The sequence below is a fragment of the Streptomyces sp. NBC_00178 genome, assembly GCF_036206005.1.
Taxonomy (GTDB): Bacteria; Actinomycetota; Actinomycetes; order Streptomycetales; family Streptomycetaceae; genus Streptomyces.
This window is the reverse complement of record NZ_CP108143.1, coordinates 4979200-5006086: the sequence shown is the minus strand read 5'-3', so window position 1 is coordinate 5006086 and position 26887 is coordinate 4979200. Positions and strand designations below refer to the sequence as shown.

General features: G+C 71.8%; 23 protein-coding genes. 11 read left to right on the top strand and 12 right to left on the bottom strand.

Translation table 11 applies throughout. From position 1 onward, the window contains the following. Window positions 1-8 precede the first annotated feature (8 nt). From OHT61_RS22110 to OHT61_RS22095, 4 genes are all read right to left on the bottom strand, one after another. Window positions 9-1040, bottom strand: coding sequence for a ketoacyl-ACP synthase III family protein (locus OHT61_RS22110; protein WP_329040590.1), 1032 nt, complete (start codon window positions 1038-1040; stop codon window positions 9-11). Between the two features lie 25 nt (window positions 1041-1065). Then, window positions 1066-2688, bottom strand: coding sequence for a citramalate synthase (gene cimA, locus OHT61_RS22105; protein WP_329040589.1), 1623 nt, complete (start codon window positions 2686-2688; stop codon window positions 1066-1068). 185 nt (window positions 2689-2873) lie between these two features. Then, the gene (locus tag OHT61_RS22100) at window positions 2874-4643 is read right to left on the bottom strand and encodes an MFS transporter (protein WP_329040588.1); all 1770 of its coding nucleotides are present in this window, start codon (window positions 4641-4643) and stop codon (window positions 2874-2876) included. A gap of 98 nt (window positions 4644-4741) precedes the next feature. Next, complete coding sequence (locus OHT61_RS22095; protein ID WP_329040587.1) at window positions 4742-5788, bottom strand: CaiB/BaiF CoA transferase family protein; 1047 nt, start codon at window positions 5786-5788, stop codon at window positions 4742-4744. A gap of 182 nt (window positions 5789-5970) precedes the next feature. On the opposite strand from OHT61_RS22095, the gene OHT61_RS22090 reads away from it, so the two are divergent. From OHT61_RS22090 to OHT61_RS22070, 5 genes are all read left to right on the top strand, one after another. After that, entirely contained in the window at window positions 5971-7197 is a 1227-nt protein-coding gene (locus OHT61_RS22090) for a cytochrome P450 (RefSeq protein ID WP_329040586.1), read from the top strand. A 76-nt stretch (window positions 7198-7273) separates the two neighbouring features. Further along, on the top strand, window positions 7274-8395 hold the full coding sequence (locus OHT61_RS22085) for an epoxide hydrolase family protein (RefSeq protein WP_329040584.1): 1122 nt from the start codon (window positions 7274-7276) through the stop codon (window positions 8393-8395). Between the two features lie 32 nt (window positions 8396-8427). Beyond that, the gene (locus OHT61_RS22080) at window positions 8428-9672 is read left to right on the top strand and encodes a cytochrome P450 (RefSeq protein WP_329040582.1); all 1245 of its coding nucleotides are present in this window, start codon (window positions 8428-8430) and stop codon (window positions 9670-9672) included. Beyond that, window positions 9669-10691: an NADP-dependent oxidoreductase gene (locus OHT61_RS22075; RefSeq protein WP_329040581.1), complete on the top strand. Its 1023-nt coding sequence runs from the start codon at window positions 9669-9671 to the stop codon at window positions 10689-10691. Before OHT61_RS22080 ends, OHT61_RS22075 begins: the two co-directional genes overlap by 4 nt. A 93-nt stretch (window positions 10692-10784) precedes the next feature. Further along, on the top strand, window positions 10785-11891 hold the full coding sequence (locus OHT61_RS22070; RefSeq protein ID WP_329040580.1) for a winged helix DNA-binding domain-containing protein: 1107 nt from the start codon (window positions 10785-10787) through the stop codon (window positions 11889-11891). A gap of 97 nt (window positions 11892-11988) precedes the next feature. On the opposite strand, the gene OHT61_RS22065 is transcribed toward OHT61_RS22070, so the two are convergent. From OHT61_RS22065 to OHT61_RS22050, 4 genes are all read right to left on the bottom strand, one after another. Next, window positions 11989-13032 carry a ketoacyl-ACP synthase III family protein gene (locus OHT61_RS22065; protein WP_329040579.1) on the bottom strand — a complete coding sequence of 348 codons (1044 nt, stop codon included), beginning with the start codon at window positions 13030-13032 and terminating at the stop codon, window positions 11989-11991. Window positions 13033-13045: 13 nt separating this feature from the next. After that, the gene (locus OHT61_RS22060) at window positions 13046-13237 is read right to left on the bottom strand and encodes an acyl carrier protein (protein WP_329040577.1); all 192 of its coding nucleotides are present in this window, start codon (window positions 13235-13237) and stop codon (window positions 13046-13048) included. Window positions 13238-13332: 95 nt separating this feature from the next. Next, window positions 13333-14532 carry an NAD(P)/FAD-dependent oxidoreductase gene (locus OHT61_RS22055; RefSeq protein WP_329040576.1) on the bottom strand — a complete coding sequence of 400 codons (1200 nt, stop codon included), beginning with the start codon at window positions 14530-14532 and terminating at the stop codon, window positions 13333-13335. Between the two features lie 124 nt (window positions 14533-14656). Beyond that, window positions 14657-15502: an SDR family oxidoreductase gene (locus OHT61_RS22050; RefSeq protein ID WP_329040575.1), complete on the bottom strand. Its 846-nt coding sequence runs from the start codon at window positions 15500-15502 to the stop codon at window positions 14657-14659. Window positions 15503-15745: 243 nt separating this feature from the next. Here OHT61_RS22050 and OHT61_RS22045 point away from each other — a divergent pair, with 243 nt between their 5' ends. From OHT61_RS22045 to OHT61_RS22035, 3 genes are read left to right on the top strand one after another with little or no spacing between them, the layout of a single operon-like run. Continuing rightward, window positions 15746-17260, top strand: a complete 1515-nt coding sequence (locus OHT61_RS22045) for an amino acid adenylation domain-containing protein (RefSeq protein WP_329040573.1) — start codon at window positions 15746-15748, stop codon at window positions 17258-17260. 35 nt (window positions 17261-17295) lie between these two features. Continuing rightward, a complete protein-coding gene (locus tag OHT61_RS22040) occupies window positions 17296-18069 on the top strand; it encodes an SDR family NAD(P)-dependent oxidoreductase (RefSeq protein WP_329040572.1) in 774 nt (257 codons plus the stop codon). 52 nt (window positions 18070-18121) lie between these two features. Continuing rightward, a complete protein-coding gene (locus OHT61_RS22035; RefSeq protein ID WP_329040571.1) occupies window positions 18122-18664 on the top strand; it encodes a VOC family protein in 543 nt (180 codons plus the stop codon). A 71-nt stretch (window positions 18665-18735) separates the two neighbouring features. Here the strand turns inward: OHT61_RS22035 and OHT61_RS22030 are convergent, their stop codons facing one another. From OHT61_RS22030 to OHT61_RS22020, 3 genes are all read right to left on the bottom strand, one after another. Then, entirely contained in the window at window positions 18736-19983 is a 1248-nt protein-coding gene (locus tag OHT61_RS22030; protein WP_329040570.1) for a cytochrome P450, read from the bottom strand. A gap of 88 nt (window positions 19984-20071) precedes the next feature. Then, window positions 20072-21499 carry an alpha/beta fold hydrolase gene (locus tag OHT61_RS22025; protein WP_329040569.1) on the bottom strand — a complete coding sequence of 476 codons (1428 nt, stop codon included), beginning with the start codon at window positions 21497-21499 and terminating at the stop codon, window positions 20072-20074. 21 nt (window positions 21500-21520) lie between these two features. After that, window positions 21521-23008, bottom strand: a complete 1488-nt coding sequence (locus OHT61_RS22020; protein WP_329040568.1) for an MFS transporter — start codon at window positions 23006-23008, stop codon at window positions 21521-21523. Between the two features lie 203 nt (window positions 23009-23211). On the opposite strand from OHT61_RS22020, the gene OHT61_RS22015 reads away from it, so the two are divergent. From OHT61_RS22015 to OHT61_RS22005, 3 genes are read left to right on the top strand one after another with little or no spacing between them, the layout of a single operon-like run. Further along, the gene (locus OHT61_RS22015) at window positions 23212-23535 is read left to right on the top strand and encodes a 2Fe-2S iron-sulfur cluster-binding protein (protein ID WP_327114700.1); all 324 of its coding nucleotides are present in this window, start codon (window positions 23212-23214) and stop codon (window positions 23533-23535) included. Then, window positions 23535-24821: an NAD(P)/FAD-dependent oxidoreductase gene (locus OHT61_RS22010; protein ID WP_329040567.1), complete on the top strand. Its 1287-nt coding sequence runs from the start codon at window positions 23535-23537 to the stop codon at window positions 24819-24821. Before OHT61_RS22015 ends, OHT61_RS22010 begins: the two co-directional genes overlap by 1 nt. After that, the gene (locus OHT61_RS22005; RefSeq protein ID WP_329040566.1) at window positions 24814-25383 is read left to right on the top strand and encodes a hypothetical protein; all 570 of its coding nucleotides are present in this window, start codon (window positions 24814-24816) and stop codon (window positions 25381-25383) included. Before OHT61_RS22010 ends, OHT61_RS22005 begins: the two co-directional genes overlap by 8 nt. Window positions 25384-25549: 166 nt before the next feature. Here the strand turns inward: OHT61_RS22005 and OHT61_RS22000 are convergent, their stop codons facing one another. After that, window positions 25550-26815 carry a cytochrome P450 gene (locus tag OHT61_RS22000; protein ID WP_329040565.1) on the bottom strand — a complete coding sequence of 422 codons (1266 nt, stop codon included), beginning with the start codon at window positions 26813-26815 and terminating at the stop codon, window positions 25550-25552. Window positions 26816-26887: the final 72 nt, after the last annotated feature.

Genomic DNA, 26887 nt, shown 5'->3' with positions numbered 1-26887 from the left:
GCGGGCCCTCAGGCGGCCCCGCCGGGGGGTTCGAGTACGTCGACGACGGCGCAGCCCCAGCTGTAGCCGGCGCCCACGCTGACCAGGACGATCCGGTCGCCGGGCCTGGCCCGGCCGGAGGCCGTGAGGTGGTCCAGGCCCGCGAACTGGTCGCCGGCGCCCAGGTGTCCGACGGTCCGGTTCCACTCCCAGGTGGTGCGGTCCGGGTCGATGCCGAACGGTTTGTGGTAGATCGAGTCGAGCCGGCGGCGGCCGAAGTGCGGTAGCACCACCCAGTCGGCGTCGGCGAGTTCGGACCCGGCGTCGGCCAGGGCCTGCTTGATGACGGTCTGCTGGCCGCTGTGGGCGCGGGTGATGGCGTACGAGATCCCGGCCCGGCCGACGAAGGCGCGCTTGGCGGCCTCGAAGTCGACGGGAATCCGGTGACCGAACGGGGCCGTGGTGAACGGGTCGTCGCCGCGGTGCAGCGGCTCCAGCTCGGGGTCCGCGTACAGCGCGAGCGAGACCAGCCGGGCGAAGCCGCCGCGCCGGGAGAGGACGAGCGCGGTGGCGCCGTCGGCGTACGGCGTGCCCGGGTCGGTGTTCCAGCGGTCGATGCCGGGGGCGCAGAACCGGTCGGCGGTGGTGAGGAGGGCGTCGCCGTGGCCGTGGCCCGCCGTGAGGTAGGCGGTGGCCAGGTCCAGGGCGGCGAGCCCGCCGTTGGACATCTGCCGGATCTCGATGGCCTGGCAGGTGTTGCCGAGCGCCTCGCGCTGGATGTAGGAGGCGACGGGCCACAGGTCCTGGCCCTGGTGGTAGGTGTCCGCGTGCAGCAGCAGACCGACGTCACCGCCGAGGCTGCCGGACCGCTCCAGCGCGGTCCTGGCGGCGGCCACGGCCATCTCCGCGGCGGATTCGTCCGGCGAGTACGCCACCGACTCCATGCCGGTCGCCGCGGCCACCCGGGGCGGGCAGGCCCCGGAGGCGACCGCGTCGGCGACCGCGATGCGGGAGGGGAGCCGGGTGGAGGTCCCCCGTATGTAGACGTCTTCCAGGCGCACTGTCACTCCAGATGAGGTCGCGGGCTCAGCCCGTGGCGGCGGCCAGGGGCGGGGCGTCGTCGACCCGTCCGGGCGGCCCGTCGAGCAGGACGTAGTGGACGGCGTCGAGGAGGGCCTGCCAGCTGGCCGCCGTGGTGTTGCCGTCCACGCCGACGGTGCCCCAGTGGCGCTGCCCGTCCCGGTAGGAGATGAGCACCCGGGCCGCGGCCCCGCTCCCGGTCTCCCCGCTGAGCACCCGCACCCGGTAGTCGACGAGTTCGAGCCGGGCGAGGGCGGGGAAGCAGGGGTCGAGGGCGGTGTGCAGGGCCGTGTCGAGGGCGTTGACGGGACCGTTGCCGCGGCCGGTGGCGGTGACGGCACGGCCCTGCACCACGAGTCGTACGGTGGCCTCGGTGCTGACCTCCCCGCCGCTGGTGCCGGAGACGCCGACGGACCACGACTCGACCTCGAAGGGCACGGGGCCCCGGCCGCCGGCCAGTTCCTCGCGCAGCAGGAGGGCGAAGGACGCGTCGGCGGACTCGAAGCTGTAGCCGCCGTTCTCCAGTTCCTTCACCCGCGCGGCGGCGCGGGCCACCTCGTCGGAGCCCGCTTCGAGGTCGTAACCGAGCTCCCGTGCCTTCAGCTCGACCGACGAGCGGCCGCCCATGTCGGAGACGAGGGTGCGCATCGTGTTGCCGACGAACTCCGGCGTGGTGTGCTGGTAGAGGTCGGGGTCGACGCGCAGCGCGGACGCGTGCAGGCCGGCCTTGTGCGTGAAGGCCGAGCCGCCGATGTACGGTGCGGCGGCGCTGCCCGGCACCTGGGTCAGTTCGGTGACGGCCCGCCCGGTCGCCGCCAGCTCGCGCAGCTTCTCCAGCGGGACGACCTCCCGGCCGCGCTTGAGCACCAGGTTCGCGATCACGGTGAACAGGTCGGCGTTGCCGCAGCGTTCGCCGTAGCCGTGGGCGGTGCCCTGCGCCTGGACGGCTCCCGCGTCGATCGCCGCCATGGTGCTGGCGACGGCGCAGCCGGTGTCGTTGTGGCAGTGGATGCCGAGCGGCACGCCCGTCAGCGCGAGGGTCTCGCCGACCACGGCGCCCACCTCGTCGGGCAGCGAGCCCCCGTTGGTGTCGCACAGGACGACGGTCTCGGCGCCGGCCTCGGCCGCCGCCCGCACGACCGCGAGCGCGTACTCGCGGTTGAGCAGGTAGCCGTCGAAGTAGTGCTCGGCGTCGACGAACACCCGCCGGCCCGCGTGCACGAGGTGGCGTACGGTGCCGCTGATCATGGCCAGGTTCTCGGCGAGGGTGGTGCGCAGGGCGTTGCGCACATGACCGGTGTGGCTCTTGGCCACGAGGGTCACCACCGGGGTCTCGGCCTCCAGCAGGGCACGGACCTGCGGGTCGAGGGAGGCGGGCACCCCGGGCCGCCGGGTGGCGCCGAAGGCGGCGAGCTCGGCGTGCTTCAGGCGGAGCTCGGTCCGGGCCCGGCGGAAGAACTCGGTGTCCTTGGGCACGGCGCCCGGCCAGCCGCCCTCGATGAATCCGACCCCGAGGTCGTCGAGCCGGCGTGCGACGGCGAGCTTGTCCTCGACCGTCAGCACCATGCCTTCCTGCTGGGTGCCGTCGCGCAGGGTCGTGTCGTAGAGCTGGAAGCTCTGCTCGGCCATCGCCCCTCCCTTGTCCTGTGTGCGCCGGCGATGGCCGGCCGCTGTCCGGATACTTCCCCCACGGTCCGGCGGCGGGCCGGAGAAAGGCTGGAGCGGTGATGGACCGTGCGCACACGACGGTGCGGCGGGAGCGGACGGCAGAGGCCGGCCGCTCCCGCCGCACCGTGAGCGGGGGTGTGACGGGGTCAGGAAGCCGGGGCGGCCTCGGGGGCCTTGCCGGCCTCCTCCTCGTCCTCGGGGGCTTCCAGCCTCATCTGCCGCGGAATCGCGAGCATCAGGAGGAAGGCGAGGACGACGACTCCGCCGAAGACCCACAGGGTGGTCTGCAGGCTGCCGGCGAAGGAGGTTCCGGTGGCGTCCTTGGCGTAGCCGGCCAGGACCGGGGCCGCCTGCTGGTTCTGGAGCGCGGGGACGGCGCAGCTCTCCGGGACGACAGCCGGGTCCTTCTCCTCGACCCGGTCGACCGCGCATGTCCGGTAGGCCGCGACGGTGGTGTCCGCATCCCCCGGGGTGAGCCCGGCGGTGGCGACGAGTTCCCTGCGCAGTTCAGCGGACTGGTCGTCGATCGCCGTTCCGGTGTTGCCCACCAGTCCGGCGAAGAAGACGACGCTGACCAGGGCGCCGCCGACGGCGAAGCCGAGCTGGGCGTTGGTGTGGACGATGCCGGAGGCGGAGCCCGCGTCCTTCTGCGGCACCTCGGAGATCACGATCTGCGGCAGCGGGGCCGCGATGAGACCGAAGCCGAGACCGATCAGCAGCATCGGCACCACGAGCTGCCAGGAGCTGATGCCGCTGCCGTACTCGCCTGCCGCCCACAGGAAGGCCAGCGCGCCGGCCACGGTGACGACCGCACCGGACTGCAGCACCTTGCGACCGAACTTCGGCACCAGGACGACCATGGCCGCCGAGGAGGTGAGGAAGGCGCCGATGCAGAACGGGAGGCTCGTGAGCCCCGAGCGCATCGGCGACCAGCCGAGGCCGACCTGCATGTAGACGGTCCAGCCGATGTTGAACATGCCGATGCCGATGTAGAAGGCGAGGTTCACGCCGAGCCCGGAGGAGAAGCTGCGGATACGGAACAGCGCCAGCTCCACGAGCGGTGAGCCGTCCAGGAGGGTCTTCTTCTTCTGCCACAGGATGAAGCCGACGAGCACCGGCACCGACGCGGCCATCGACACGAAGCCCCACAGCGGCCAGCCCAGTTCGCGGCCCTGGAGCAGCGGGAAGATCAGCAGGAGCAGACCGGCGGTGGCGAGGACGACGCCCCTGACGTCGAGCTTCAGGGCGTGCGGTGCCTTGGACTCACGGAGCACGCGCGGGGCGTAGATCAGCCCGAGGATGCCGACCGGGATGTTGATGAGGAAGATCAGACGCCAGCCGAGGCCGAAGAGGTCCCACTCGGCCAGTGGTCCGCCCGCTCCCATGCCGACCGCGGCGGCCACACCGGCCACACCGCCGTACATGGCGAAGGCGCCGGCCCGCTCCTTGGCGGAGAAGGTGACGTGGATGATGGCGAGGATCTGCGGAACCATGACTCCGGCGAAGGCGCCCTGGATCATGCGGGACGCGACCAGCTGCCAGGGCTCCTGGGCGATTCCGGCTCCCAGCGATGCCAGCGTGAAGCCGGCGACGCCGAGGAGGAACATCCGCCTGCGGCCGTAGATGTCACCCAGCCTGCCGCCGAGGATCAGCATCAGCGCGAAGCTGAGCTGATAGCCCACCAGCACCCACTGGATGATGGAGTAGCCGCCTCCGATGCCTTGCTGGATGGCCGGGGCCGCCACGTTCGCGATGGTGCCGTCCAGCATGTCCATGAAGGCGGCGACGAGCAGAACCAGCAGGGCCATCCAGCGCTTCGGGTCGGGCGGCGCCGCACCGGTTCGCTTGTCCGCAGCCGTCTCGTCCCTTGCCACCTCCGTCTCCGTGGACGGAGCCTGCTCGGAGGAAATAGCCATGGTGTACCTCTCAGATCTTGGGGGGACCGGGATAGTCCTTGGGGGGTTCCGCAGGTGGCTGGACAGCCTTGGACCATCGGACGGCAGGATGCCCGATGTCAGTGGAATTCCACTGGAGTGCGGCTGAACCGCGGGGCCACTGCGGCAGGACCGCTTCCGCGTGCCAGGTGGTGCGGGTGAGATGCCGCCTCCGCGGCACTCAGCACCGGCGTGACACAGGCCTCGGTGCCTTCGAACAGCTGCGCCCAGTGATCCCGGTCCCCGGTGATGAAGCGACTCGCGAACTCCCGGTGCAGCGCCGGCCAGTTGTGCGGTTCGTCCCGGTCGGGCAGGGCCGCGCCCGCCAGCCCGATGCCGTGCAGCAGCGCGGCGTAGAAGCGTTCCTCCAGGGCGCCGACGGCCACGTAGCCGCCGTCGGCGCACGCGTAGGTGGTGTAGAACGGCGCTCCGCCGTCCAGCAGGTTCACGCCGCGCTCGTGCCGCCACTGGCCGGCCGCCTCCATGCCGACCAGCATGCCGAGCATCGCCCCGGCACCGTCCACGATCGCTGCGTCGACGACCTGCCCCAGGCCGGTCCGCTGCCGCTCGTACACGGCCGCGAGGACCCCGGCGACCAGGAACATCGAGCCGCCCGCGAAGTCCCCCAGGAAGTTCACCGGGACGACGGGCGGCCCGCCGGCTTCGCCGATCGCGTACAACGCGCCGCTGATCGCCAGGTAGTTGATGTCGTGTCCGGGGGTCCTGGCGAGCGGCCCCTCCTGCCCCCAGCCCGTCATCCGGGCGTAGACGAGGGCGGGATTGCGGTCCAGGCACACCTCGGGTCCGATACCGAGCCGTTCGGCCACCCCCGGCCTGAAGCCCTCGACCAGGATGTCGGAGCTCTCGAGGAGGCTCAGGAGCTCCGCGACGTCGTCGGGGCTCTTCAGGTCCAGTGCGATGCGGTGGCGTCCGCGGTCCAGGACCTGGTGCCACTGCTCGAAGGAGCGGCGGCCGTCGGCCCGGTCGATCCGGATCACTTCGGCGCCCAGGTCGGCCAGCACCATGCAGGCGAAGGGCGCCGGCCCGATCGCCGCCAGTTCGACCACTCTCAGCCCGCTCAGGGGCCCGGTCGCGACGGACCGGCCCTCACTCGCTGCAATGCCCATCCCGGGAGGCTAGGAAGCCTGTCCGGAAACCGGCTCGGGCCGCGCTCGCGCCTGGCTCGCACCGCGGCGCACGGACTCCAGCTGTGCCCGAGCCGGCGCTGGCACCGTGCACAGGGAACTCTGTGCCGTCGGAAACCCGACGTTCTTCACGAGGAACGATTCCCCACGAGGAAGGATCCACTGTGACAACCAGTGCTACGGAGCCGGGCACCGCCGAGGCGGAGACCAGCACCTTCCCCTACAAACGGCAGTGCCCCTTCACTCCTCCGAAGGAGTACGCGGAGATCGTCGAGAAGGACGTCTCCCAGGTCACGCTGTCCGGATCCGGCCTCCGCATCTGGACGGTCGCGGGCTACGAGACGATCCGGCAGCTGCTGACGGACCCCCGGGTCAGCGCCTCGCGCCGGCACGACAACTTCCCCTTCTACTTCATCGCCCCGCCGGAGTACCGCACCGAGACGTCCTTCATCGGCTACGACGGCAAGGCGCACAGCGACACCCGCCGCAAGGCCGCCCTGACGTTCACCAGCCGCCAGGTGCGACGGCTGCGGCCCCGGATCGAGGAGATCGTCGACGACCACCTCGACAAGCTGCTGGCCATGGAGCCCGGGGTGGACTTCCACCACGCGTTCTCGCTGCCGGTGCCGATGACCGTCATCTGCGAGCTGCTGGGCATTCCGCAGGACCGGCACGAGTTCTTCATCAAGCACGGCACGGCACTGCTCGGCGGGCACAGCTCCACCGAGGAGCGCCAGGCCGCGATCGTCGAGGTGAACGCGTACGTCAGCGACCTCATCCAGCTGAAGAAGCGGGAGCCGGGCGAGGACCTGCTCAGTCGTGCGATGGCCGACTACGAGGCGTCCGGCGAGGAGTACACCGACCGCGACCTGTTCAACATGGTCCGGCTCCTGATGAACGGCGGCCACGAGACCACCGCCAGCCAGATCTCGCTCGGCACCGCCTGCCTGCTGGAGAACCCCGACCAGTTGAAGCTCCTGCTGGACGACCCCTCGCTCGTCAAGCCGGCCGTCGAGGAGCTGGTGCGGTTCGCGACCATCGGCGACACCGCGGTGCCCCGGGTCGCCCTGGAGGACATCGAGATCGGCGGCTCGGTCATCCGCAAGGGCGACGGCATCCTCTGCCTCGGTCTCGCCGCGAACCGGGACCCCGAGGTGTTCCCCGAGCCGGAGAAGCTCGACATCACGCGCGGCAGCCGCAAGCACCTGGGCTTCGGGCACGGCGTGCACCACTGCATCGGCGCGGACCTCGCCCGTCTGGAGCTGGAGATCGTGTGGAGCAAGCTGTTCCAGCGCATCCCGACGCTGCAGCTCGCCAAGACCTTCCTGGAGATACCCCGTAAGGAGGGCGCGGTGATCTACGGGCTGTGGGAGCTGCCGGTCACGTGGTGAGGTCGACCCGTGCTCGAGCAGCCATCCGTAGCGTGCCGTGGCACCACACCCCGGCGGCAGTCAAGGAGGAAGACGTATGAGCACGGCACTCACGCCTTTCCGCGTCGGGTTCCCCGACGCGGATCTCGCCGACCTCGGCGAGCGGCTGGCCCGGACCCGGTGGCCCGACAAGGAGACGGTCGGTGACTGGTCGCAGGGTGTGCCGCTGGCCTACGTCCAGGAGCTCGCCGAGTACTGGCGGAGCACGTACGACTGGCGGGCGGCCGAGGCGCGGCTGAACGCGCTGCCGCAGTTCCGCACCGAGATCGACGGTCTCGGCATCCACTTCCTGCACGTGCGCTCGCGCCACCCGCAGGCGAAGCCGCTGCTGCTCAGCCACGGCTGGCCCGGATCCGTGGTCGAATTCCTGGACATCATCAGCCCGTTGACGGACCCCGAGGACCCCGCGGACGCCTTCCACGTGGTCTGCCCGTCGCTGCCCGGCTTCGGCTTCAGCGACAAGCCGGACGAGACGGGCTGGACGGTGGAGCGCACCGCGGCCGCCTGGGCCGAGCTGATGCACCGGCTCGGATACGAGCGGTACGCGGCGCACGGCACCGACTGGGGCTCCTTCCTGACCGGGATCCTGGGCGAGAGCGACGCGGAGCACCTGGTGGGCATCCACCTGGCGATGCCCTTCGCCCGGCCGCCGCAGGAACAGGTGGAGCTGGACGAGCGGGATCTGGCCGGCCTGGCCGCGCTCAAGGAGTTCCAGCAGCACGAAGGTGCGTACTCCGTGCTGCAGGCCACCCGTCCGCAGACCCTCGGGTACGGGCTCTCCGACTCGCCCGTCGGCCAGCTGGCCTGGATGATCGAGAAGTACTGGGCTTGGAGCGACCACGACGGCGACGTCGAGAAGGTCATCCCCCGCGACCGGCTGCTGGACGCCGTGACGCTCGCATGGCTGGCCGGCACCGGCACCTCGTCCGCCCGGATCTACTGGGAGAGCCACAACAAGATGGCGCTCGGCCGGGTCGACGTGCCCACGGCCTGCTCCGTCTTCCCCAAGGACGCCCGGATGCCGCGCGCCTGGTGCGCGCACCGCTTCACCGATCTGCGGCGGTGGACCGACCACGAGCAGGGCGGGCACTTCCCCGCCCTGGAGCAGCCGGAGCTGATCGTCGAGGAGCTGCGCTCCTTCTTCCGCACGCTGACCTGAGACCCGAGACCTTCCGTCTGGAGGCACTGCCCATGACCGCCCGAACGACCGGGGTGAGTGAAGACCTGCCCGAATTCCCGTTCCCGGGTACGAGTTACCGGGGCCCCGACCCGATCTTCACGCAGTTGCGCGCGGAGCGGCCCGTCGCGCGGGTGCGGTGGAGCGGAGGCGGTCATGCCTGGCTGGTGACCCGCCACGAGGACATCAGGTCGGTACTGGACGACACGCGTTTCAGCCGCGCCGCCTCGTACGCGCCGGACGCCCCCACCTTCAGCGGGCTGTTCCAGGCCCCGCCGGGAATGATCATCTCGCTCGACCCGCCGGACCACACCAGGCTGCGCGTTCTGGCCGAGCAGGCGTTCTCGCCGGCCCGGATCCAGGGGATGCGGCCCCGGGTGCGGGAGCTTGCGGGCCGGCTCCTGGACGCGCTGGACAAGGAGTCGGACGGCGGTCCGGTGGATCTGGTCGAGGGCTTCGCCGCTCCGCTGGCCATGGCCGTCATCTGTGAGCTGCTGGGTGTCCCGGAGCAGGACAGGGACCAGTTCCTCACGTGGGTACGCCAGTTCGCCGATGTGTCGGGTCCCGAGGAGCTGGCCGTCGAGGGCCGCGAGAACCTCGGTGCCTACATCGCCGGACTGGTGGCCGGCAAGCAGGCGGAGCCCGCCGACGATGTGCTCTCCGCCCTGATCACCGCCCGTGACGGCGAGGACCGGCTCGGCTTCGAGGAGCTGGTCGGGCTCGGCTACACGCTGCTGGGCGGCGGTTTCGACTCGGCGGCCGGCCAGATCTCCAACTTCGCCCTGACGCTGCTCGACCGCCACACCGACGTCTGGCGTCGGCTCGGCGATCACCCGGAGGACGTACCGGCGGCGCTGGAGGAGCTCCTGCGTACGGTCAACCTGACCGGCAACGACACCTCGGGGCTGCCGCGGATCGCCACGGAGGACGTGGAGATCGGCGGCGCGGTCATCCCCGCCGGGGACGCCGTGTTCCTCTCCTTCGCCTCCGCCAACCGTGACGGGTCGGTGTTCGCCGACCCCCACACCGCCGACTTCGGCCGGACCCTCAATCCCCACCTCGCGTTCGGGTACGGCATCCACCACTGCCTGGGCGCGCCGCTGGCCCGGGTGGAGCTCGCCGTCGCCCTGGAGGAACTGACCGGCCGCTACCCCGACGCGCGGCTGGCCGTGCCGGAGAGCGAGCTGCTCTGGAGGGCCGGCGATGTGAACCACAACCTGGTCAGCCTCCCCGTCCACCTGAGAAGGAGCACCACATGAGCAGCGTCGAACTTCCCGCCGTCAGCAGGGAGGTCCGCCTTGCGGCCTACCCGGTCGACGACGTCACCCTGGAGCACTTCGAGTTCGGCGAGAGCGAGCTGGCCGCGCCCGCTGACGGCGAGGTCGTCGTACGCAACGACTGGATGACGCTCGGCTCGGTGGCCCGCGACCAGATGAACCCCGGCACGAAGCTGCCGATCCCGGTCTTCCAGCCGGGCGTCGCGATGTGGGGCCGCACCGTCGGCACGGTGGTCGCGTCCAACAGCGACACCCTCGCCGTCGGCGATCTCGTGGAGCACTTCTCCGGCTGGCGCGAATACGCGGTCGGCAACGCCCACGGGTTCTTCAAGCGTGACCGCTCCCTCCTGCCGGGCCCGGAGTACTTCCTGTCCCAGGGGCCGACGGCCTGGCACGGAATGGTCGGTACGGCGGCGGTCGCCGAGGGCGACACCGTGTTCGTGTCGGGAGCCACCAACGGTGTCGGCGCGCTGGCCGGGCAGATAGCGAAGCTGCGGGGCGCCAAGCGCGTCATCGGCAGCACCGGGTCCAAGGAGAAGATCGACTTCCTGGTCGAGGAGCTCGGCTTCGACGCCGCGTTCGACTACCACGAGGGGCCGGTGGCCGAGCAGCTCGCCGGACTGGCGCCCGACGGCCTCGACGTGGTCTTCGACAACGTGGGCGGCGAACAGTTCGAGGCCGCGGTCCAGGTCGCGGCCCGCGGGGCGCGGTTCGCGCTGTGCGGTGCCCTGTCCGGGCAGCACGGCGCGGGTGACGGCGGCAGTCCCCGGCTGCCCCTGATGTCCGCCATCACCAAGGACCTGACGCTGCGCGGCTTCGCGACGCTGCACACGCCCGACCAGATCGAGGACTGGAACGCCCAGTTCAGCACCTGGCTGCGCGAGGAGCGCATCGTCTTCCCGCACACGGTCGTCGAGGGCGGGGTCGCGGAGCTGCCGGAGGCGTTCGTGGCGCTGCTCGGCCGGAAGTACAGCGGCACGGTCCTGGTCAGGATGAGCTGAGACCGGCGGTCTTCTGTGCTGCGGTGGTGCCCCGGGGTCCGCGTGTCCCGGGGCACCACCGTCTTTTCATGGATACGAGGAAAGGATCCGGTCATGGTGACAGGAGACCCGAACCTGCTGGACCGACGGGCGCTCAACCGGAGCCTGCTGGCCCGGCAGCTGCTGCTGGAGCGCGCCGGCATGCCGGCCGTGCAGGCGGTCGGACACCTGGTGGGGATGCAGGCCCAGGCGCCCAACCCGCCCTACATCGGGCTGTGGACCCGGCTGGCCGGGTTCCGTGCCGAGGACCTGGCGGACAGGTTCAGGGACCGCGAGGTGGTCCGGCTGGTGCTGATGCGGGGCACGATCCACCTGGTCACGGCGCAGGACTGCCTGGCGCTCCGGCCGGTGCTCCAGGGCTCCCTGGAGCAGGGACTGAAGGGCACCTTCGGCCGGAAGCTGGCGGGGCTCGACACCGCGGCCGTGGTGGCGCTGGGCCGTGAGCTGGTCGAGAAGGAGCCGCTCACGCTGGGCGGTCTCGGCACCCTGCTCGCCGAACGCTGGCCGGACCGGGATCCGTTCGCCCTGGCCAATGCCGTACGCAATCTGGTGCCGCTGGTGCAGGTGCCGCCGCGCGGACTGTGGGGCGAGAGCGGCCAGGCCGTGCACACGACGGCGGAGTCCTGGCTCGGCGGGGCACTCGCGCGGAGCACCTCGCCCGACGCGATGGTCGAGCGCTATCTCGCGGCCTTCGGGCCCGCCACCGTCAAGGACATCCAGACCTGGTCCGGAATGACCCGGCTGGCCGACTCGGTGAACCGGCTCAGGCCCCGGTTGCGCACCTTCCGCGACGAGAACGGGCTGGAGCTCCTCGACCTCGCCGACGCTCCCCTGCCCGACCCGGGGATGCCCGTGCCGGTCCGCTTCCTGCCGGAGTTCGACAACATCCTGCTGTCGCACGCCGACCGCAGCCGCATCCTCACGGACGAGCAGCGCAAGCTGGTCTTCACCCGTAACGGCCTGATCAAGTCGACGTTCCTCGTGGACGGTTTCGTACGCGGGCTGTGGCGGATCGAGCAGGCTCGCAAGGAGGCGACCCTCGTGATCGAGCCGTTCGGCGCGCTGGGCAGGAAGGACCGCGACGCCGTCGCCGAGGAGGGGAGCGCCCTGCTCGCCTTCGCGGCGGCCTCCGCGACGACGCGCGGCCTCCGCTTCGACTGAGGGCCGTCCCGCCAGGGATGGCGGGACGGCCCTCAGGGGCTCACGACGGCGGGGGAGAGACCGGAGGGCCCGGTCTCTCCCCCGCCGTCGTACGCGGTCAGTTCGCCCAGTCCGGGGTGTCGAGGATCTCCAGCACCGTCGTCGTCCACACGTATCCCGCGCCGGCCGCCTGGAGGACCACCATGTCCCCGGGCTTCGCCTCGCCGCTCTCCATGACCCGGTTCAGTCCGAGCACGGGGTCGGCGGTGCCGACCATGCCGGTGCCCAGGCCCCACTCGTGCGTCGTCCGCTCCCGGTCGACGCCCAGCAGGCCGTAGAGCCCGTGGGTCACGATCGACAGGGCGAGGTTCTGGTGGAGGAAGTACCGCACGTCGGGCAGCTCCACCTCGGCCTCGTGGAGGGCCTGCTTCATCGAGAGCTGCACGCTGGCGGAGATCTTCTCGATGGCGTCGTCGAAGTCCATGTCCTCGGCGAGCAGGTAGTCCGACTTGCGCTCGCTGACCCCGACCGGGGCTCCCCCGGAGAACGGCGCGTCCGTCCAGCCGGCCCCGCTGCGGCCCATCGGCTCCAGCGAGGGGTCCGCGTGCGAGTACGTGGCGCGGACGCGGGCGAACCCGCCGCGGCTGGACAGGACGAGGGCCGCGGCGCCGTCGCCGTCGACGTTCTGCTCGTCCGACCCCCAGCGGTCGATGTAGGGCATCCGGAAGGCGTCGCCGCCCGTGATGAGCGCCGCGGTGACATCGGGGCGGGAGGCCACGTACGAGGAGGCGACCTCGAAGGCCGCCAGCATGCCGTTGCAGCCCTGCTTGATCTCGAACGCCGGGCCCGTGCCGCCGACCGTCTCGCGCTGCACGAAGCTCGCGGGGGTCCAGAAGTCGAGCCCCTGGTGCCCGATGTAGCTGTGCAGGACGAGGCCGAACTCGTCGTGCTCGTGTCCGGACCTGGCCACCGCCCGGCGCCCCGCGATCGCCGCCATCGTGGGGCCGGTCTCGTTGTCGGCGGCCACGTGGACCGAGCGGAAGCCGTTCAGCGAACGCTTCTGCTCCGTGTAACTGCCCGCGGCGATCGCCTCCTCGGCGGTCTCGATCCGCTCGGGCAGGTACGCACCCACACCGGCGACGTAGAGGTTGTTCCAGCGCATGTCAGTCTCTCCTTCAGGACGCGTAGAGGTACGCCGCGAGAGTCGCGGGGGTGGGCGCCTGGTAGATGCGGCGTACCGGGATCTTGATCCCGAACGCCTCCTGGACGCGCCGGGTCAGTTTGGACGCCAGGAGGGAGTGCCCGCCCAGGTCGAAGAAGCTGTCCTCCACATCGACGTCCGGCATGCCGAGGACTTCGCCGAACATCAGGCAAAGCTCCCTCTCCCACTCCGTTGCGGTCACTGGTGCCTCCGTTGTCTTCTGCGTCGGTGGGCGGCCCCGGTCCGGGGGCGCGGTCGGCGTCATGCCGCTTCGGTCTCGAGCCGGCTGTGCAGTTCCTCGTCGTACAGCTCGTCGACGGACATGCCGCCGGCGGCCACCGCGAAGTAGCGCTCCGTCAGGTTCTGGGAACCGCTGACCATGCGGAGCATCGCCATCCGGTCGGGTGTGACCTCCAGACGGCTCACGAACAGGGTGTTGCGGTAGCCCTCGAAGAGCTCGTCCTGGAGCTCCTCCCCGTACTTCCGCAGCCCTTCGGCGAGCCGCGCCGGGTCATCGAGTACGCCGCCGACCGACGCGGCCAGCAGATCGGCCTGCAGGAAGGCGTCGCTGATGCCGCGCGCGGTGATCGAGTCCTTGTGGTGTGCGGCGTCACCGACGAGCGCCCAGCCGGGGCCGGCCGGGGTGCGGAAGAAGTTCTGCTGGTCCCCGGTGCCGCGCAGCCGTTCGACGCGTTCGCCGCCGTCCATCGCCCGCGCGTACAGGTCCGGCGCGGTGGTGCGGATGTTCTCCAGGTAGTGCTCCAGCGCTTCGCCGCGCACCTTGTCGAACTCCGCCTGCGGGAAGTAGGCGGCGATCAGGGTGGCGTCGTCGTTGGTCGGTATCGCGCCGATCCAGCGGCCGGGGCGCTCGTACAGCTCGAACTGGGACTTGATGCCCTGCCAGTAGCTGAAGTAGATGCAGGACATCAGCGGGTCCTGGACCGTGTACGGGGCGTCGACGGCCTTGGCCACCGCCGACCGCATCCCGTCCGCACCCACCACGAGGCGTGCCCGCTCCTCGACCGGCTTGCCCTCCGCCGAGCGGCACTTGACCCCGACGACGCGGTCCCCGTCGAAGACGAGACCGGACACGGAGCAGCCGTCCCGGAACTCCGCACCGGCGGCCACGGCCGCGTCGACCAGGATCTGGTCCAGCAGGTACCGGCGCGGTGCGTACGCGGCCGACTGTCCCTCGTGCGGGACGGTGCCGCCGTCCAGCCGGACGTCCTCGACCTGGTAGACGGTCCTGTCCAGCGCCGGGCAGCCGGTTGCGCGGACCGCGTCCAGCACCCCCCAGCGGGCGAGGCGCGCGATACCGGGCTGGTGGATGTAGTGCGTGGAGAGCGTGTCACTGGGGAACCGCGCCCGGTCGACGAGCAGCACCCGATGGCCCGCCCGCGCCAGGAGCAGAGCGGAGGCGGCACCCGCGACGCGAGCCCCCACCACGATGACGTCGTACATTCCGGACCTCCAAGTCACGGACCTGCCCCTCGGTTCGACGGTGGGCCGGGCGGACGACGCCCGGCCCACCGGCTTAGGAGCAATCTGAGGGCACCTTCGCAGTCCCTTCTTGAGACCCGCTCGATCAGTCCTGGGCGGCGAACGCGCCGAGGTTCTCCCCGGCCCACTGGCGGAAGGTCCGCGCCGGCCGTCCGGTGATGCGTTCCACGGTGTCCGGGGTCGCGGCAGGCCGCCCGACCCCCGCGGCCCACTGGCCGAGGAGCGAGGCGAGGATCGGCGCGGGGACGAACCGGCCCATCTGCTCGACCGCCTGGTCCCGGGTGAGTTCCCGTACCGGGATCTCGCGTCCGAGGAGTTCCCCGAGGATGCCGAGCTGCTCGCGGAAGGTCAGCGACTGCGGTCCGGAGAGGGTGAGGGTCCGGCCCACGAGCGTCTCGTCGGCCAGGGCGGCCGCGGCGACGTCGGCGATGTCGCCCTCGTGGATGGGCGCGGTGTGGGCGTGCGTGTACGGCAGTTCGACGGGCTGTCCCCTGCGGATGGCGTCGCTCCACCCGAACGCGTTGCTGTCGAAGGCGCCCGGCCGCAGCACGGTGCCCGGCAGCGACGACTCGGCGAGCGCGTCCTCGACGGCCGCGTGGAGCAGGGCCAGGGCGTCGGTCTCGGCGTCGGGGCCGCCGACCGTGGACGAGGACAGCAGGACGACGTGCCGGACCCCTGCCCCGGCCGCGGCGGCGAAGAGGTCCTTGGCGCCTTCGGACTCGGCGTACAGGAACACCTTTTCCACGCCGTCGAGGGCGGCGTCGAAGGTGTCCGGCTCGTTCAGGTCCAGCCGGACGGTGTCCACTCCGGCCGGAACGCTCAACTCCCCGGGTGTGCGGCCGGATGCGCGCAGGGTGTGGCCCGCGGTGTGCAGGCGGTCGAGGACGCGGCGGCCGACGTTGCCGCGTGCCCCGGTTACGAGAATGGTCACGGTGGTACTCCCGTCGAGTGCGGTACCGGCCCGGATGGTGGGGTGGCTGACGGAGAGACCGTCGGCCCTACGGGCGTGTCCGGCGGAACGGGGCCGGACGGGCCCTAAGCGGAGCCGGCAATTCAGTGAACAGGGCCGCCCTCGCGCGTGCCTCGACCCGGGCGAGGACGTGGCCGGTTCCACCGGCATTCGAGCCGGTTCGCGGACTCTGCCGCCCCGGGCACCTCGAGAGGAGACAGGCCGATGACATCGGTAGTCGCAGCGTTTCGCCGTCGGGCCGCCGACACCCCCGGCACCGTGGCGGTCTCCGCCGGTGACGACCACCTGACCTACGCCGGGCTCGACCGCTGGGCGCGAGAGGTGTCGCGGGAGCTCACGGACCGTGCGGGGGCGACGGCGGGCGACCGGATCGCGGTCTGCCTGGAGCGCTCCCCCGAACTCGTCGCCGCGCTGCTCGGCGTGCTGGGGGCCGGCGCGGCGTTCGTCCCCATCGGCCTCGATGACCCGGCCGCACGGGTGGCCGAGGTGTTCGCGGACGCGGAGGTACGTGCCGTCCTGTGCGAGCCGGACGATGCCGGCCGGTTCTCGGCGTACGGCATCCCGGTCCTGCGGGTCCCGTCCCGTCCCGCGGCGGACCTGCCCCTGCCGCCGGAGACCGCCGGGGTCCGGCCCGGCGACCTCGCCTACCTGATGTACACCTCGGGATCCACCGGCCGCCCGAAGGCCGTCATGGTCGAGCACCGCAACATCACCAACCTGGTGACGGACCCCAACTACGTGGAGCTGGGCGCCGACGACCGGATCCTGCAGCTCGCGCCCGTCGCCTTCGACGCCGCCACGTTCGAGATCTGGGGGGCTCTCCTCAACGGGGCCCGGCTGGTGCTCGCCCCGCCGCGGCAGATCCAGGCGGAGGAGCTCGGCGCCCTGCTGCGCGACGAGGGCATCACCGTGCTCTGGCTGACGGCCGCGCTCTTCCACCGGCAGATCGACGTGGACGTCAAGGCGTTCAGCGGGCTGCACACGGTGCTGGCCGGCGGCGACGTGCTCTCCGTCCCGCACATCCGCGAACTGCAGGCCGCGGTGCCCGGCTGCGCGATCGTCAACGGCTACGGGCCGACGGAGACCACCACGTTCGCCGTCTGCCACCGGATCGGCGCACACGAGGACCTCGGCCACTCCGTGCCGATCGGCACCCCGCTGCAGAACGTCGACGTCCGTATCGTCGGCGACTCCGGCCTGCCGCTGCCCGACGGCGTCTCCGGCGAGCTGTGGATCGGCGGCGCGGGAGTGTCCCGGGGGTACTGGCGGCGCCCCGACCTCACCGACAAGGCCTTCGTCACCGCCCCCTGGGACGGCGCGGCCGGGCGGTTCTACCGCAGCGGCGACCTGGCCAGGCGGCGCCCCGACGGGGTCATCGAGTTCCTCGGCCGCAACGACGACCAGTTCAAGCTGCGGGGCTTCCGTATCGAGCCCGGTGAGCTCGAGAGCGTCCTCGCCGGCCATCCGCAGGTGCGCGGCGCCGCGGTCGGCGTCCGGGAGAACCACCTGGGCGACCGCCGGCTGGTGGCATGGGTCGTACCGGAGGCCGGCACCCTCGACCGGCGCGCCCTGCGCTCGTATCTGCGCGAGCGCGTGCCCGAGCACATGATCCCCGCGGCCTTCGTCTCGCTGGCCGAGCTGCCGATCACGGCAAACGGCAAGGCGGACCGCAAGGCGCTGCCCGCCCCCGACTGGACGTCGAAGTCCATCTACGTCTGATCCCCCTCTCCCGAGCCGATCCGAAAGGACGGAGCATGACCAACCACCCGTTCACCAACCAGTACGTCGTCGTCACGGGCGGTGCCACCGGCATCGGCCGGGCCACCGCTCTCGACTTCGCCAAGCAGGGTGCCGCGGGCGTGATCGTCACCGGGCGCCGGGCCGACCGGCTCGCCGAGGTGGCGGCACTGCACCCGGCCATCGTCCCGGTCCGCGCCGATGTGAGCACGCGGAGCGGCGCGGACGCGGTCGCCGAGGCGGTCGGCGAGCTGGGCGGCTCCCTCGACGTCCTGGTGCACAACGCCGGGATCCACACCATCGGCGCGGCCGGCAGCATCGACACGGACGCGGCCCGAGAGCTGTTCGACGTCAATGTGCTCGGCACCGTGATCCTCACCAACCGGCTCCTCCCGGCGCTCCGTTCGCCCGGCGGCAGCATCGTGTTCGTCACCAGCCCGGCAGGCCACAACCCGACTCCGATGGCCTCGGTGTACGCGGCGAGCAAGGCCGCGGTGAACACCTTCACCCGCTCCTGGGCACTGGAACTGGCCCCGAAGGGCATCCGGGTGAACGCGGTCGCTCCGGGCTGGGTGCGCACCGAGGTGTACGAGAGCCACGGCATGCCCCCCGAGCAGGTGGACGAGCTCTTCGCACAGGCGGCGAAGAGCGTGCCGCTGGGAGTGACGGGCGTGCCCGAGGACGTGTCGCAGTGGATCACGCTGCTCGCCGCGCCGAGCAGCGCGTGGGTGACGGGCCAGATCCTCACGATGGACGGCGGCGCCGATCTCGTACGCGCGAAGCAGGTCTGAGGGCATCCGGGCCCACGGAACCGAACCCGAAGAAGGAAAGGACGGCACACCGATGTCGCAGACAGTGGACCGGCAGGACGGCAGTCCCGCACCCGGCCCGGTGCTCAGCCCCGAGGCCCTGTTCCACACCGGTCTGGTCGTGGAGGACCTGGACCTGGCGATGAAGGCGCTGACCGAGCTGGCGGGCTACCGCTGGACCAGCGTGATGGAGCTCCAGGTGACGGCGCGCACCCCGGGCGGCCTCCAGCACGGCGACCAGCGTTTCGTGCTCTCGCTGGAAGAGCCGCGGCTCGAACTCGTCGAGGCCATCCCGGGCACCGTCTGGGTGTCCGACGGCAGCAACGGGGCCCATCACGTGGGCTACTGGGCCGAGAACGACCGGATCGAGGCCACCTCAGCGGCGCTCGTGGAACTCGGCTTCGAGGTGGAGGCCTCCAACGACACCGAGGCGGACGGCACCCTGATGTGGGTCTACCACCGCGGTCTGGGCGGCCTCCGGGTCGAGCTGCTGAACACCCTGATGAAGCCGTCCATGGACGCCTGGATCGCCGGCGCCGACCCCGCCGAGGTGCAGCAGGACGCGCCCGTCGGCTGACGGCGTTCCCCCGCGCAGCAGTCGAGCCCCCGCCCTGTGACGGGCGGGGGCTCGATTGCTGCGGTCCTGGATCAGGTTCCCCAGGTGACCGGCAGGGTCTCCAGGGCGTGGTTGATCCCGCCCAGGTGCCAGGGGACCTCGCTCTCGGGCACGGCGAGCCTGAGGTCGGGGAAGCGCCGGACCAGGCCGTCGATGGCGATCTCCAGTTCCATCCGGGTCAGTTGCTTGCCCAGGCACAGGTGCATGCCGTGGCCGAACGAGAGATGCGGGTTGTGGGAGCGGCCGAGGTCGAGGCGGTCCGGGTCGGGGAAGGCCCTCTCGTCACGGTTGGCCGAGGAGATCGCGATCACCACGGCGTCCCCCTTGGCGATCCTCACCCCGCCGAGCTCAAGGTCCTCCACGGCGATGCGCGGGTTGCCGGCCGAGTCCGTGGAGAAGAGGTTGACGTGCCGCAGCAGTTCCTCGACCGCCTTCGGGATCCGGGAGCGGTCCTCGGCCAGCCAGTTCCACTGGTCGCGGTGGTGCGCGATGAGCGCCAGGACGGAACTGGCGAGCTGGTTGGCCGTGGTGTCGAAGCCCGCCCCGATCAGGGTGAAGGCGAAGGTCACCAGCTCCGTCTCGCTGAGCCGGTCCCCGCTGTCCCTGGCCGTGATCAGATCCGACAGCAGGTCCTGGGTGGGGTTCTCGCGCTTCTCCGCGACGACCTCGACCATGTACTCGTTCAGCTTGGCCAGGCCGTTGACGGAGTCCGAGCCCTCGCCCTGGTCGTCGACGGTGACGAAGTCCCGTGCGTTGGCCGCGAACAGCCGCAGGACCCTCATCGGCACACCCAGCAGCTCACCGATGACGGTCAGCGGCATGGGCACGGTGAACCGCTCCACCAGGTCGACCGGTCCGCCGGACGCGGCGAGGCCGTCGAGCATCCCGTCGGCGATCCGCTGGATGCCCGGCCGCATCTGCTCGATGCGCCGTGCGGTGAACGCCCCGGCCGCGAGCCGGCGCAGCCGGGCGTGCTCGGACCCGTCCATGGAAATGATCATTTCGGGCGTCGAGGTCATCGCCCCGCCGATCCGGGGCGCGCCGGGCTTCACGGTCTCGGCCCGGCTCAGCCGGGGGTCCGCCAGTGCCTCCCGGGCCTCGTCGTAGGCGGTCACGAGCCAGGCGTCCACGCCGCCCTCGGTACGCACCCGTACGACCGGCTGCCCGGCCCGCAGCCCGGCGTACTGCGGGGCGGGGCAGCGGTAGGACGACCCGGCGAGGGGGAACACCTTCATGTCCCGGTCCTCATCGGTCACCGACTCGCTCCCGTACTCGGTCACGGACACAACAGCACCTCCACAGTTGACACGGTTGCGCGGCACCGTAGAAGGCGCTGCTGGACACGGGGTTGCTTCGGACTCGACCCGCTCAGGCCGCGTCCGCCGGGACGTCCGGGCGCGGGGTGCGGCCCGGGACGCAGGAGCGTGCGGGCGGCAGGGTGCCGTCCACGAGATAGCGGTGCACGACGGCGTCGACGTGCGGGTTGCCGCCCAGCACGTACACCTCGTGCTCTCCCGAGTCCTGGACGGTGAGCAGGTGGTGGCCGACCAGTTCGGCCATGGCCACACCGCCCTCGTAGTGGTCCATGGGGTCGCCGTCGGCCTGCACGATCAGACCGGCGGCGTAGCCGTCGCGGGTGATCCGCACCGGCTCCTCGGCGGCCTCGAAGGTGCGGAAGGCACCCACCCACGGCGAGGCCCGGAGCACCCCGTAGCCGTACGGGAACCGCTTACGGAACTCCCGCATGTCCTGGTAGTAGACCTCCAGGTCGGACGGCCAGGCGTGCTCCAGCGTGATGGCCTCCAGGACGCCGACGCGCAGGTCGCCCTCGCTGTCAGCGGGCCGCCAGGTGCCCTGTTCGGCGAGCAGTTCGCGGCAGGCGTCCGGGTCGCCCTCGCGGGCCGCCCGGTGCACGCCGGCGACCAGGACGGCGAGGGTGGCCCACTGGCCGCGGTCGGCCGCCCGGTTGCCCACGGCCCCGTCGAACAGGGTCCGCAGCCTCACGGCGTCCTGCGGCAGCGACTCCAGGGCGGCGACCGCCTCCTCCACGGTGGTGAGCACCTGCTCGGCCGAGGCGCCGACGGCGAAGCCGGCGTGCCGCTCGCCGGTCCAGCGGGCCCACAGGTCGACGTTGCGCTGGACGGCGTCGCCCTGCTGGAGGAACTGCTCGCGCCACGTCCACTGCGGGCCGACGCAGGAGTCCAGGACCAGCCGGTCCAGGCCGGCCGGGAAGAGGCTGCCGTAGACGGCACCGACGTAGGCGCCGTACGCGTACCCGACGAAGCTGATCCGCTCCTCACCGAGCACGGCACGGATCACGTCCATGTCCCGGGCGGTGTTGGGGGTGCTGATGTGCGGGCGCAGGTCCCCGCCGCCCCGTGCGCAGGCCTCCTCGCGCAGCCGCATGTCCTCGGCCAGTCCGGCGAACACGGTGTCCGGCGGCCGGGAGTCGAACGGCTGGGCGGGGACGGACACTTCGGCGTACAGCCGGGTCGATCCGGCGGTGCCGCGCGGGTCGAAGCCGATGAGGTCGTAGACCTCCTCCAGGGGGGTTCCGGCGAACTTGCCGGGCAGTCCGAGGCCGTGCCCCCAGTCACCGCCGGGGCCGCCGTTGACGGCCAGCAGGACACCGCGCCGGCGCGCCGGGTCGGTGGCGCGGCGGCGGCTCAGGGCGAGTGTGATCCGCTCGCCCCCGGGGTCGGTGTAGTCGCGGGGGACCTCGATCGTCGCATGCTCGGTCCGGTCGTCGTCCGGTGCGGGCGACCATGCCGGCCGCTGTGTGTGGAACTCGCTCACCACCGCAAACCTCCGTTCTCGTCAGGCCGCCAGACTCGTAGCTGTGCCTTGAGGGGTACTGGAACGTTCCCGGACCGGCACGAACAGGGCCGCCACCAGTCCGGCCACGGCGAACAGGGCCGCCCAGGTGAGCGCCAGTCCGTAGCCGGAGGCGAGGGCGTCCGTGGTGTCCGCCCCGGCGGAGACGCGGGCGTCGGCGCGGGCGGCGGACAGCGCGGCCAGGGTCACCAGACCGGCCGCGCTGCCGAGCTGCCGGGTGGTGTTGAGCAGCCCGGAGGCGAGCCCGGCCTGATGGGCGGGGAGTCCGGCGGTGGCGGCGTTCGTCGTGGCGTTGAGCACCGCGCCCATGCCGAGGCCGAGGAGCACGGCGGGGCCCAGCACGTCCACGGTGTACGCGGCGCCCGCGTCCAGCCGGGCGAGCCAGAACAGTGCGACGGCGGACAGCCCGAGGCCGCCGAGCAGGACCGGGCGCGGTCCGGTGCGGGGAACGACCGAGGCGATGCCCCAGCCGCCGAGCGCCATGCCCAGGGACAGGGGCAGATAGCTCAGACCGGTGACCAGCGGGCTGTAGCCGAGCACCTGTTGGAGCAGCAGGGTGAAGAAGTAGAAGGTGCTGAAGAGCGCGGCGATGCCGAAGAAGGCGACAAGGTTGGCGGCGGCCACGGAGCGGTTGCGGAAGATCTTGAGCGGCACCAGGGGGTGCCGGGCGAACCGTGCCTGGATCACCAGGAAGGCGGCGAGCAGCGCGGCGCCGGCCAGCAGCGGTCCGAGCACCCGCAGGGAACCCCAGCCGTGCACATGCGACTCCGAGATCCCGTACACGGTGCCCATCAGCCCGAGCGTGACCGTGACGGCACCGGGGAGGTCGAGCCTGCGGTGGGCACGCCCCTCGCCCTTCGGCCGGGTCTCAGGTACGACCCAGCGGACGGCGGCGAGCAGGGCGATCCCGACGGGGACGTTGATCAGGAAGATCCACCGCCAGGAGAACCACTCGGTGATCACACCGCCGGCCAGCACCCCGATCGCCCCGGCCGTCCCGGATACGGCGCTCCACCAGCCGTAGGCCCGTGCCCGTGCGCCCGGTTCGGTGAAGGTCGTGCCGAGCACGGTGAGCGTGGCGGGCGCCATGACGGCGGCTCCGAGGCCCTGGAAGGCGCGGGCGAGGATCAGCGTGCCCGGGGCGTCGGCCATTCCGCCGACCGCGCTGGCGAGCGTGAACAAGGCGACTCCGCACAGGAAGATCCTGCGCTGGCCGAACAGGTCCGCGAGCCGTCCGCCCAGCAGCAGGAAGCCGCAGACCACCACGGTGTAGGCGTTGTTGACGAGCTGCAGGTTGTGCCGGTCGAAGTCCAGGTCCCCCGCGATGACGGGCAGCGCCACGTTCACCACCGAGGCGTCGAGCACGTTCATGAACTGGCCCAGACAGCAGGCGACGAGCACCAGTCCGGTCCGGGGGGCGGCCCTGCCGGGCGGGGCGGGCGTCTGTCGCGTCCGATCGGTCACAGTCATGCGGGCACGCTGCGCCCCTTCGATGGACTGCCGCCGGACCGCGTGTCGACGCGCGCTCGAGCGCCGGTCCGCCCCCAAGGGGCGCCGGGGTCGCGCGGGCCGGCGCGGTCGAGATCCCCTCCACCGGGAATGCAGGGACGTATCCCACAGTCCGGTGCCGTACTTCCGCACGGCTGGCCGACATTCCACGAGGAGAGCTCGCCATGGCCAAGATCACCTACAAGCATCCGAACGGTACCGTCACCATCGTCGACGTCCAGGCGCCCAACACGGTCATGCGCGGTGCGAAGCTCAACAACGTCGACGGCATCGAGGCCCAGTGCGGCGGCTCCGCCCAGTGCGGCACCTGCCATGTGTACGTCGACGAGGCGAACACGCTGCCGCTGCCCGAGATGGACTCCGTCGAGGACGACGTGCTGTACGGCACCGCCTGCGAGCGCACCGAGTTCAGCCGGCTGAGCTGCCAGTTGCCCGTCGGTGACGAGATCGACGGACTGCTGGTCCACCTGCCCGAGGCGCAGAGCTGATGGCCTCGCACGCGGTCGTCGTGGTCGGCGCGGGCCAGGCGGGGTTCGACACGGCCTGCGCCCTTCGCAGCCGGGGCTTCCGGGGCCGGATCACGCTTGTCGGCGACGAGCCGCCCGGGCCGTCCTACCGGCCGCCGCTGTCCAAGGGCTACCTGGCGGGCACGGTGGCGGCCGAGGAGATCGCGCTGCGGCCCCCGTCGTTCTACACCGAACAGGACATCGAGCTGCTGCCCGGCGACCGGGTGGCCTCCCTCGACCGCGAGCGGCGCACCGTCCTCCTGGAGTCCGGACTGCGGCTGCCGTACGACAACCTCGTCCTGGCCACCGGTTCCCGGCCCCGTAGCCTGCCCGTGCCCGGCGCCTCGCTGACCGGGGTGCTGTCGCTGCGCGGCCTGGCCGACGCCGAGGACCTGCGGCTGCGGCTCAGCGGGCCGCCCCGCAGACTCGTCGTGGTCGGCGCCGGCTTCATCGGCCTGGAGGTGGCGGCGACCGCCCGCGGCCTCGGCCACGACGTGACGGTGGTGGAGGCCCAGCCCCGGGCCCTGGCCCGCGCGCTCACCCCCACGGTGTCGGACCGGATCGTCGCCGAGCACCGCGAGCGGGGCGTACGCGTCCTGCTGGGGCGCGAGGTGACCGCACTCTTCGGCGACGCCGAGGGCCGGGTCCAGGTCATGGAGCTGGACGGCGGAGAGCGGATCGCCGCGGACCTCGTCGTGGTCGGCGTCGGCGTCCTGCCGAACGTCGAACTGGCTCTCGCCGCGGACCTGCTCGTCGGTGACGGCGTCGTCGTGGACGCGCAGCTGCGCACCAGCGACCCTTACGTCTTCGCCCTCGGTGACTGCGCGCGCTTCCCGAGCCCGCACGCGGGCCGCCATGTCCGGATCGAGTCCGTCCAGAACGCCTCCGACCAGGCCAAGTGCGTGGCCGCCGCTGTCTGCGGCGAGCCATACGCGTACACCGCCGTGCCCTGGTTCTGGTCCGAGCAGTACGCGCTGCGGCTGCAGATCGCGGGGCTGACGGCGCCCCACGACGAGACGGTCACCGTCGGCGACCCCGCCGAGGGGAGGTTCTCCGTCTTCTGCTTCCGCGGGGGCCGGCTGACCGGCGTCGAGTCGGTGAACCGTCCCGCGGACCACGGCATCGCCCGGCGCCTGCTCACGGCCGGCACCGATCTGTCACCCGGGACCGTCCGCGAGCCGGGCTTCGACCTCAAGAGACTCCCCCGCACCCCCACGGCTTCACCGTCCCGCACAACCACCCAGGAAAGGCTGTCCGTCCATGCCTGAAACCACGTCGGCGCCCGCGGGCGCGACCACCGGGGCCGATACCGCCCGGCGTCGGCCTCCGCGTCCGATCACCCTGAGAGTCCTCGGCGTCTGGCTGGCCGTGCTCGCGGTCCTGGCCGGTGTCGGCACCGCGTCGGCCACGGCCGGCGAGACGTCCAGGCACCACGTCAGAGCCGTGTCGCTGGCCGGAACCTGGGACCTCACGGTGACCGTCCACACGCCTGACGGCGATTCCGTCGCCCACTCCCGCTTCGTCTTCCGCGCCGACCACCAGCTGACGGTCGAGGGGCCGGCCGACGAGAACGGCGCGCCCCAGTTCGCCGGCAGCGGCTTCTGGAGCGACAAGAACAACGGCACGTTCGCCTTCTACGTCACGCACCCGCCGGGTCCGCCGGGATCCCCGTACCCGGGCAAGGTGGAGGCGGTGCACATGGGGCGGATATCGGGGCAGCGGTTCGTCTCCCGGGCGTACGCCTTCGTCACCCCCGACGCGACCGCCGGCCCCCAGGGACCGATCGACGTGGACGCCACCGCCGTCCGGGTGTCCTCCGCGGCCGGCTGACCCGGCTCCGGCCTCCTGCCCGCCTCCCGCTCCCACGAGCGGAAGGCGGGCGCGGCTCGTGCCGCGCGGAGGTGCGCGGGCACGGAACGGTCCCGGCCCCCTCGTCCTTCTTCTTGTCCGTGAAGGAGGACGAGGGGGCCGGGACCGTTCCGGTGTGTCCGCCGGGTCAGTTGCCCCGGACGACCGGGAGGCTGGTCAGCGTGTGGTTGATCTCCCCTGTGTGCCATGGCAGTTCGCTCTCCGGCACCGCGAGCTTCAGGTCCGGGAAACGCCGCACGAGGCCTTCGATGGCGATCTCCATCTCCATGCGCCCCAGGTGCTTGCCCAGGCAGTAGTGCATCCCGTGGCCGAAGGAGATGTGCGGGTTGCGCTCGCGGCCGAGGTCGAGCCGGTCGGGCTCGTCGAAGACCTCGGGGTCGCGGTTGGCGGACGCCAGGGACAGCAGGACCGCGTCGCCCTTGGGGATCGTCACGTCGCCGACCTCGATGTCCTCGGCCGCGATGCGGGGGAAGCCCGAGGTGTCGGTGGCGAAGAGGTTGACGTGCCGCAGGAGCTCCTCGACGGCCTTGGGGATGCGGGAGTGGTCCTCGACCAGGTAGCGCCACTGCTCCTGGTGGTCGACCAGCAGGGCGAGCACGGAGTTCGCCAGCTGGTTGGCGGTGGTGTCGAAGCCCGCGCCGATCAGGGTGAATCCGAAGGTGACGAGTTCCGGCTCGCTGAGGCGGTCATCGTCGTCGCGGGCCGCGATGAGCTCGGACAGCATGTCGTCGGAGGGGTGGGCGCGCTTCTCCGCGATGAGCCCCACGATGTACTCGCTGAGCTTGCCCAGCGCGTGCAGCGACGCCTCGCCGCCGGCCCGGTCGTCGACGGTGGCGAAGGCGCGCGCCCACTGCTCGAACTCCCGCAGGTCCTCGGCGGGTACGCCCAGCAGCTCACCGATGACGGTCAGCGGGAGCGGCACCGCGAGCTGCTGGACGAGGTCGACGGTCCCGCCCTTGGCCTCCATGTCGTCCAGCAGCTCGTCCGTGACCCGCTGGACGTTCTCCCGCATCCGCTCCACCCGGCGCATGGTGAAGGCGCCCGCCACCAGCTTGCGCAGCCGGGAGTGCTCGGGCGCGTCCAGCGAGATGATCATCTCGGGGGTGGTGTGCATGGTGCCGCCCACCCGCGGGGCGCCCTCGCCGCAGGCCTGGGCGCGGCTGAGCCGGGGGTCGGCGGACAGTCGCCGGACGTCCTCGTAGCGTGTGATCAGCCAGGCGTCGACACCGCCCGCCGTGGGCACCTTCACCACCGGCTGCTCGGCCCGCAGCCTTCCGTAGGCGGGGGCCGGACCGCGGTAGCTGGATCCTTCGAAGGGGAAGGTGTGCGCCACCGGGCAGCCGGTGCCCTGGGGCGCCGTCTCCTGAGTGGCTGTCTCCTGGGTGACTGTCACGATGAAACCTCCGCTAGGCGTTACCGGTCGGGGCCAACGTACGTACCGCAGATGGAGGCCAGGTCGCCCGCA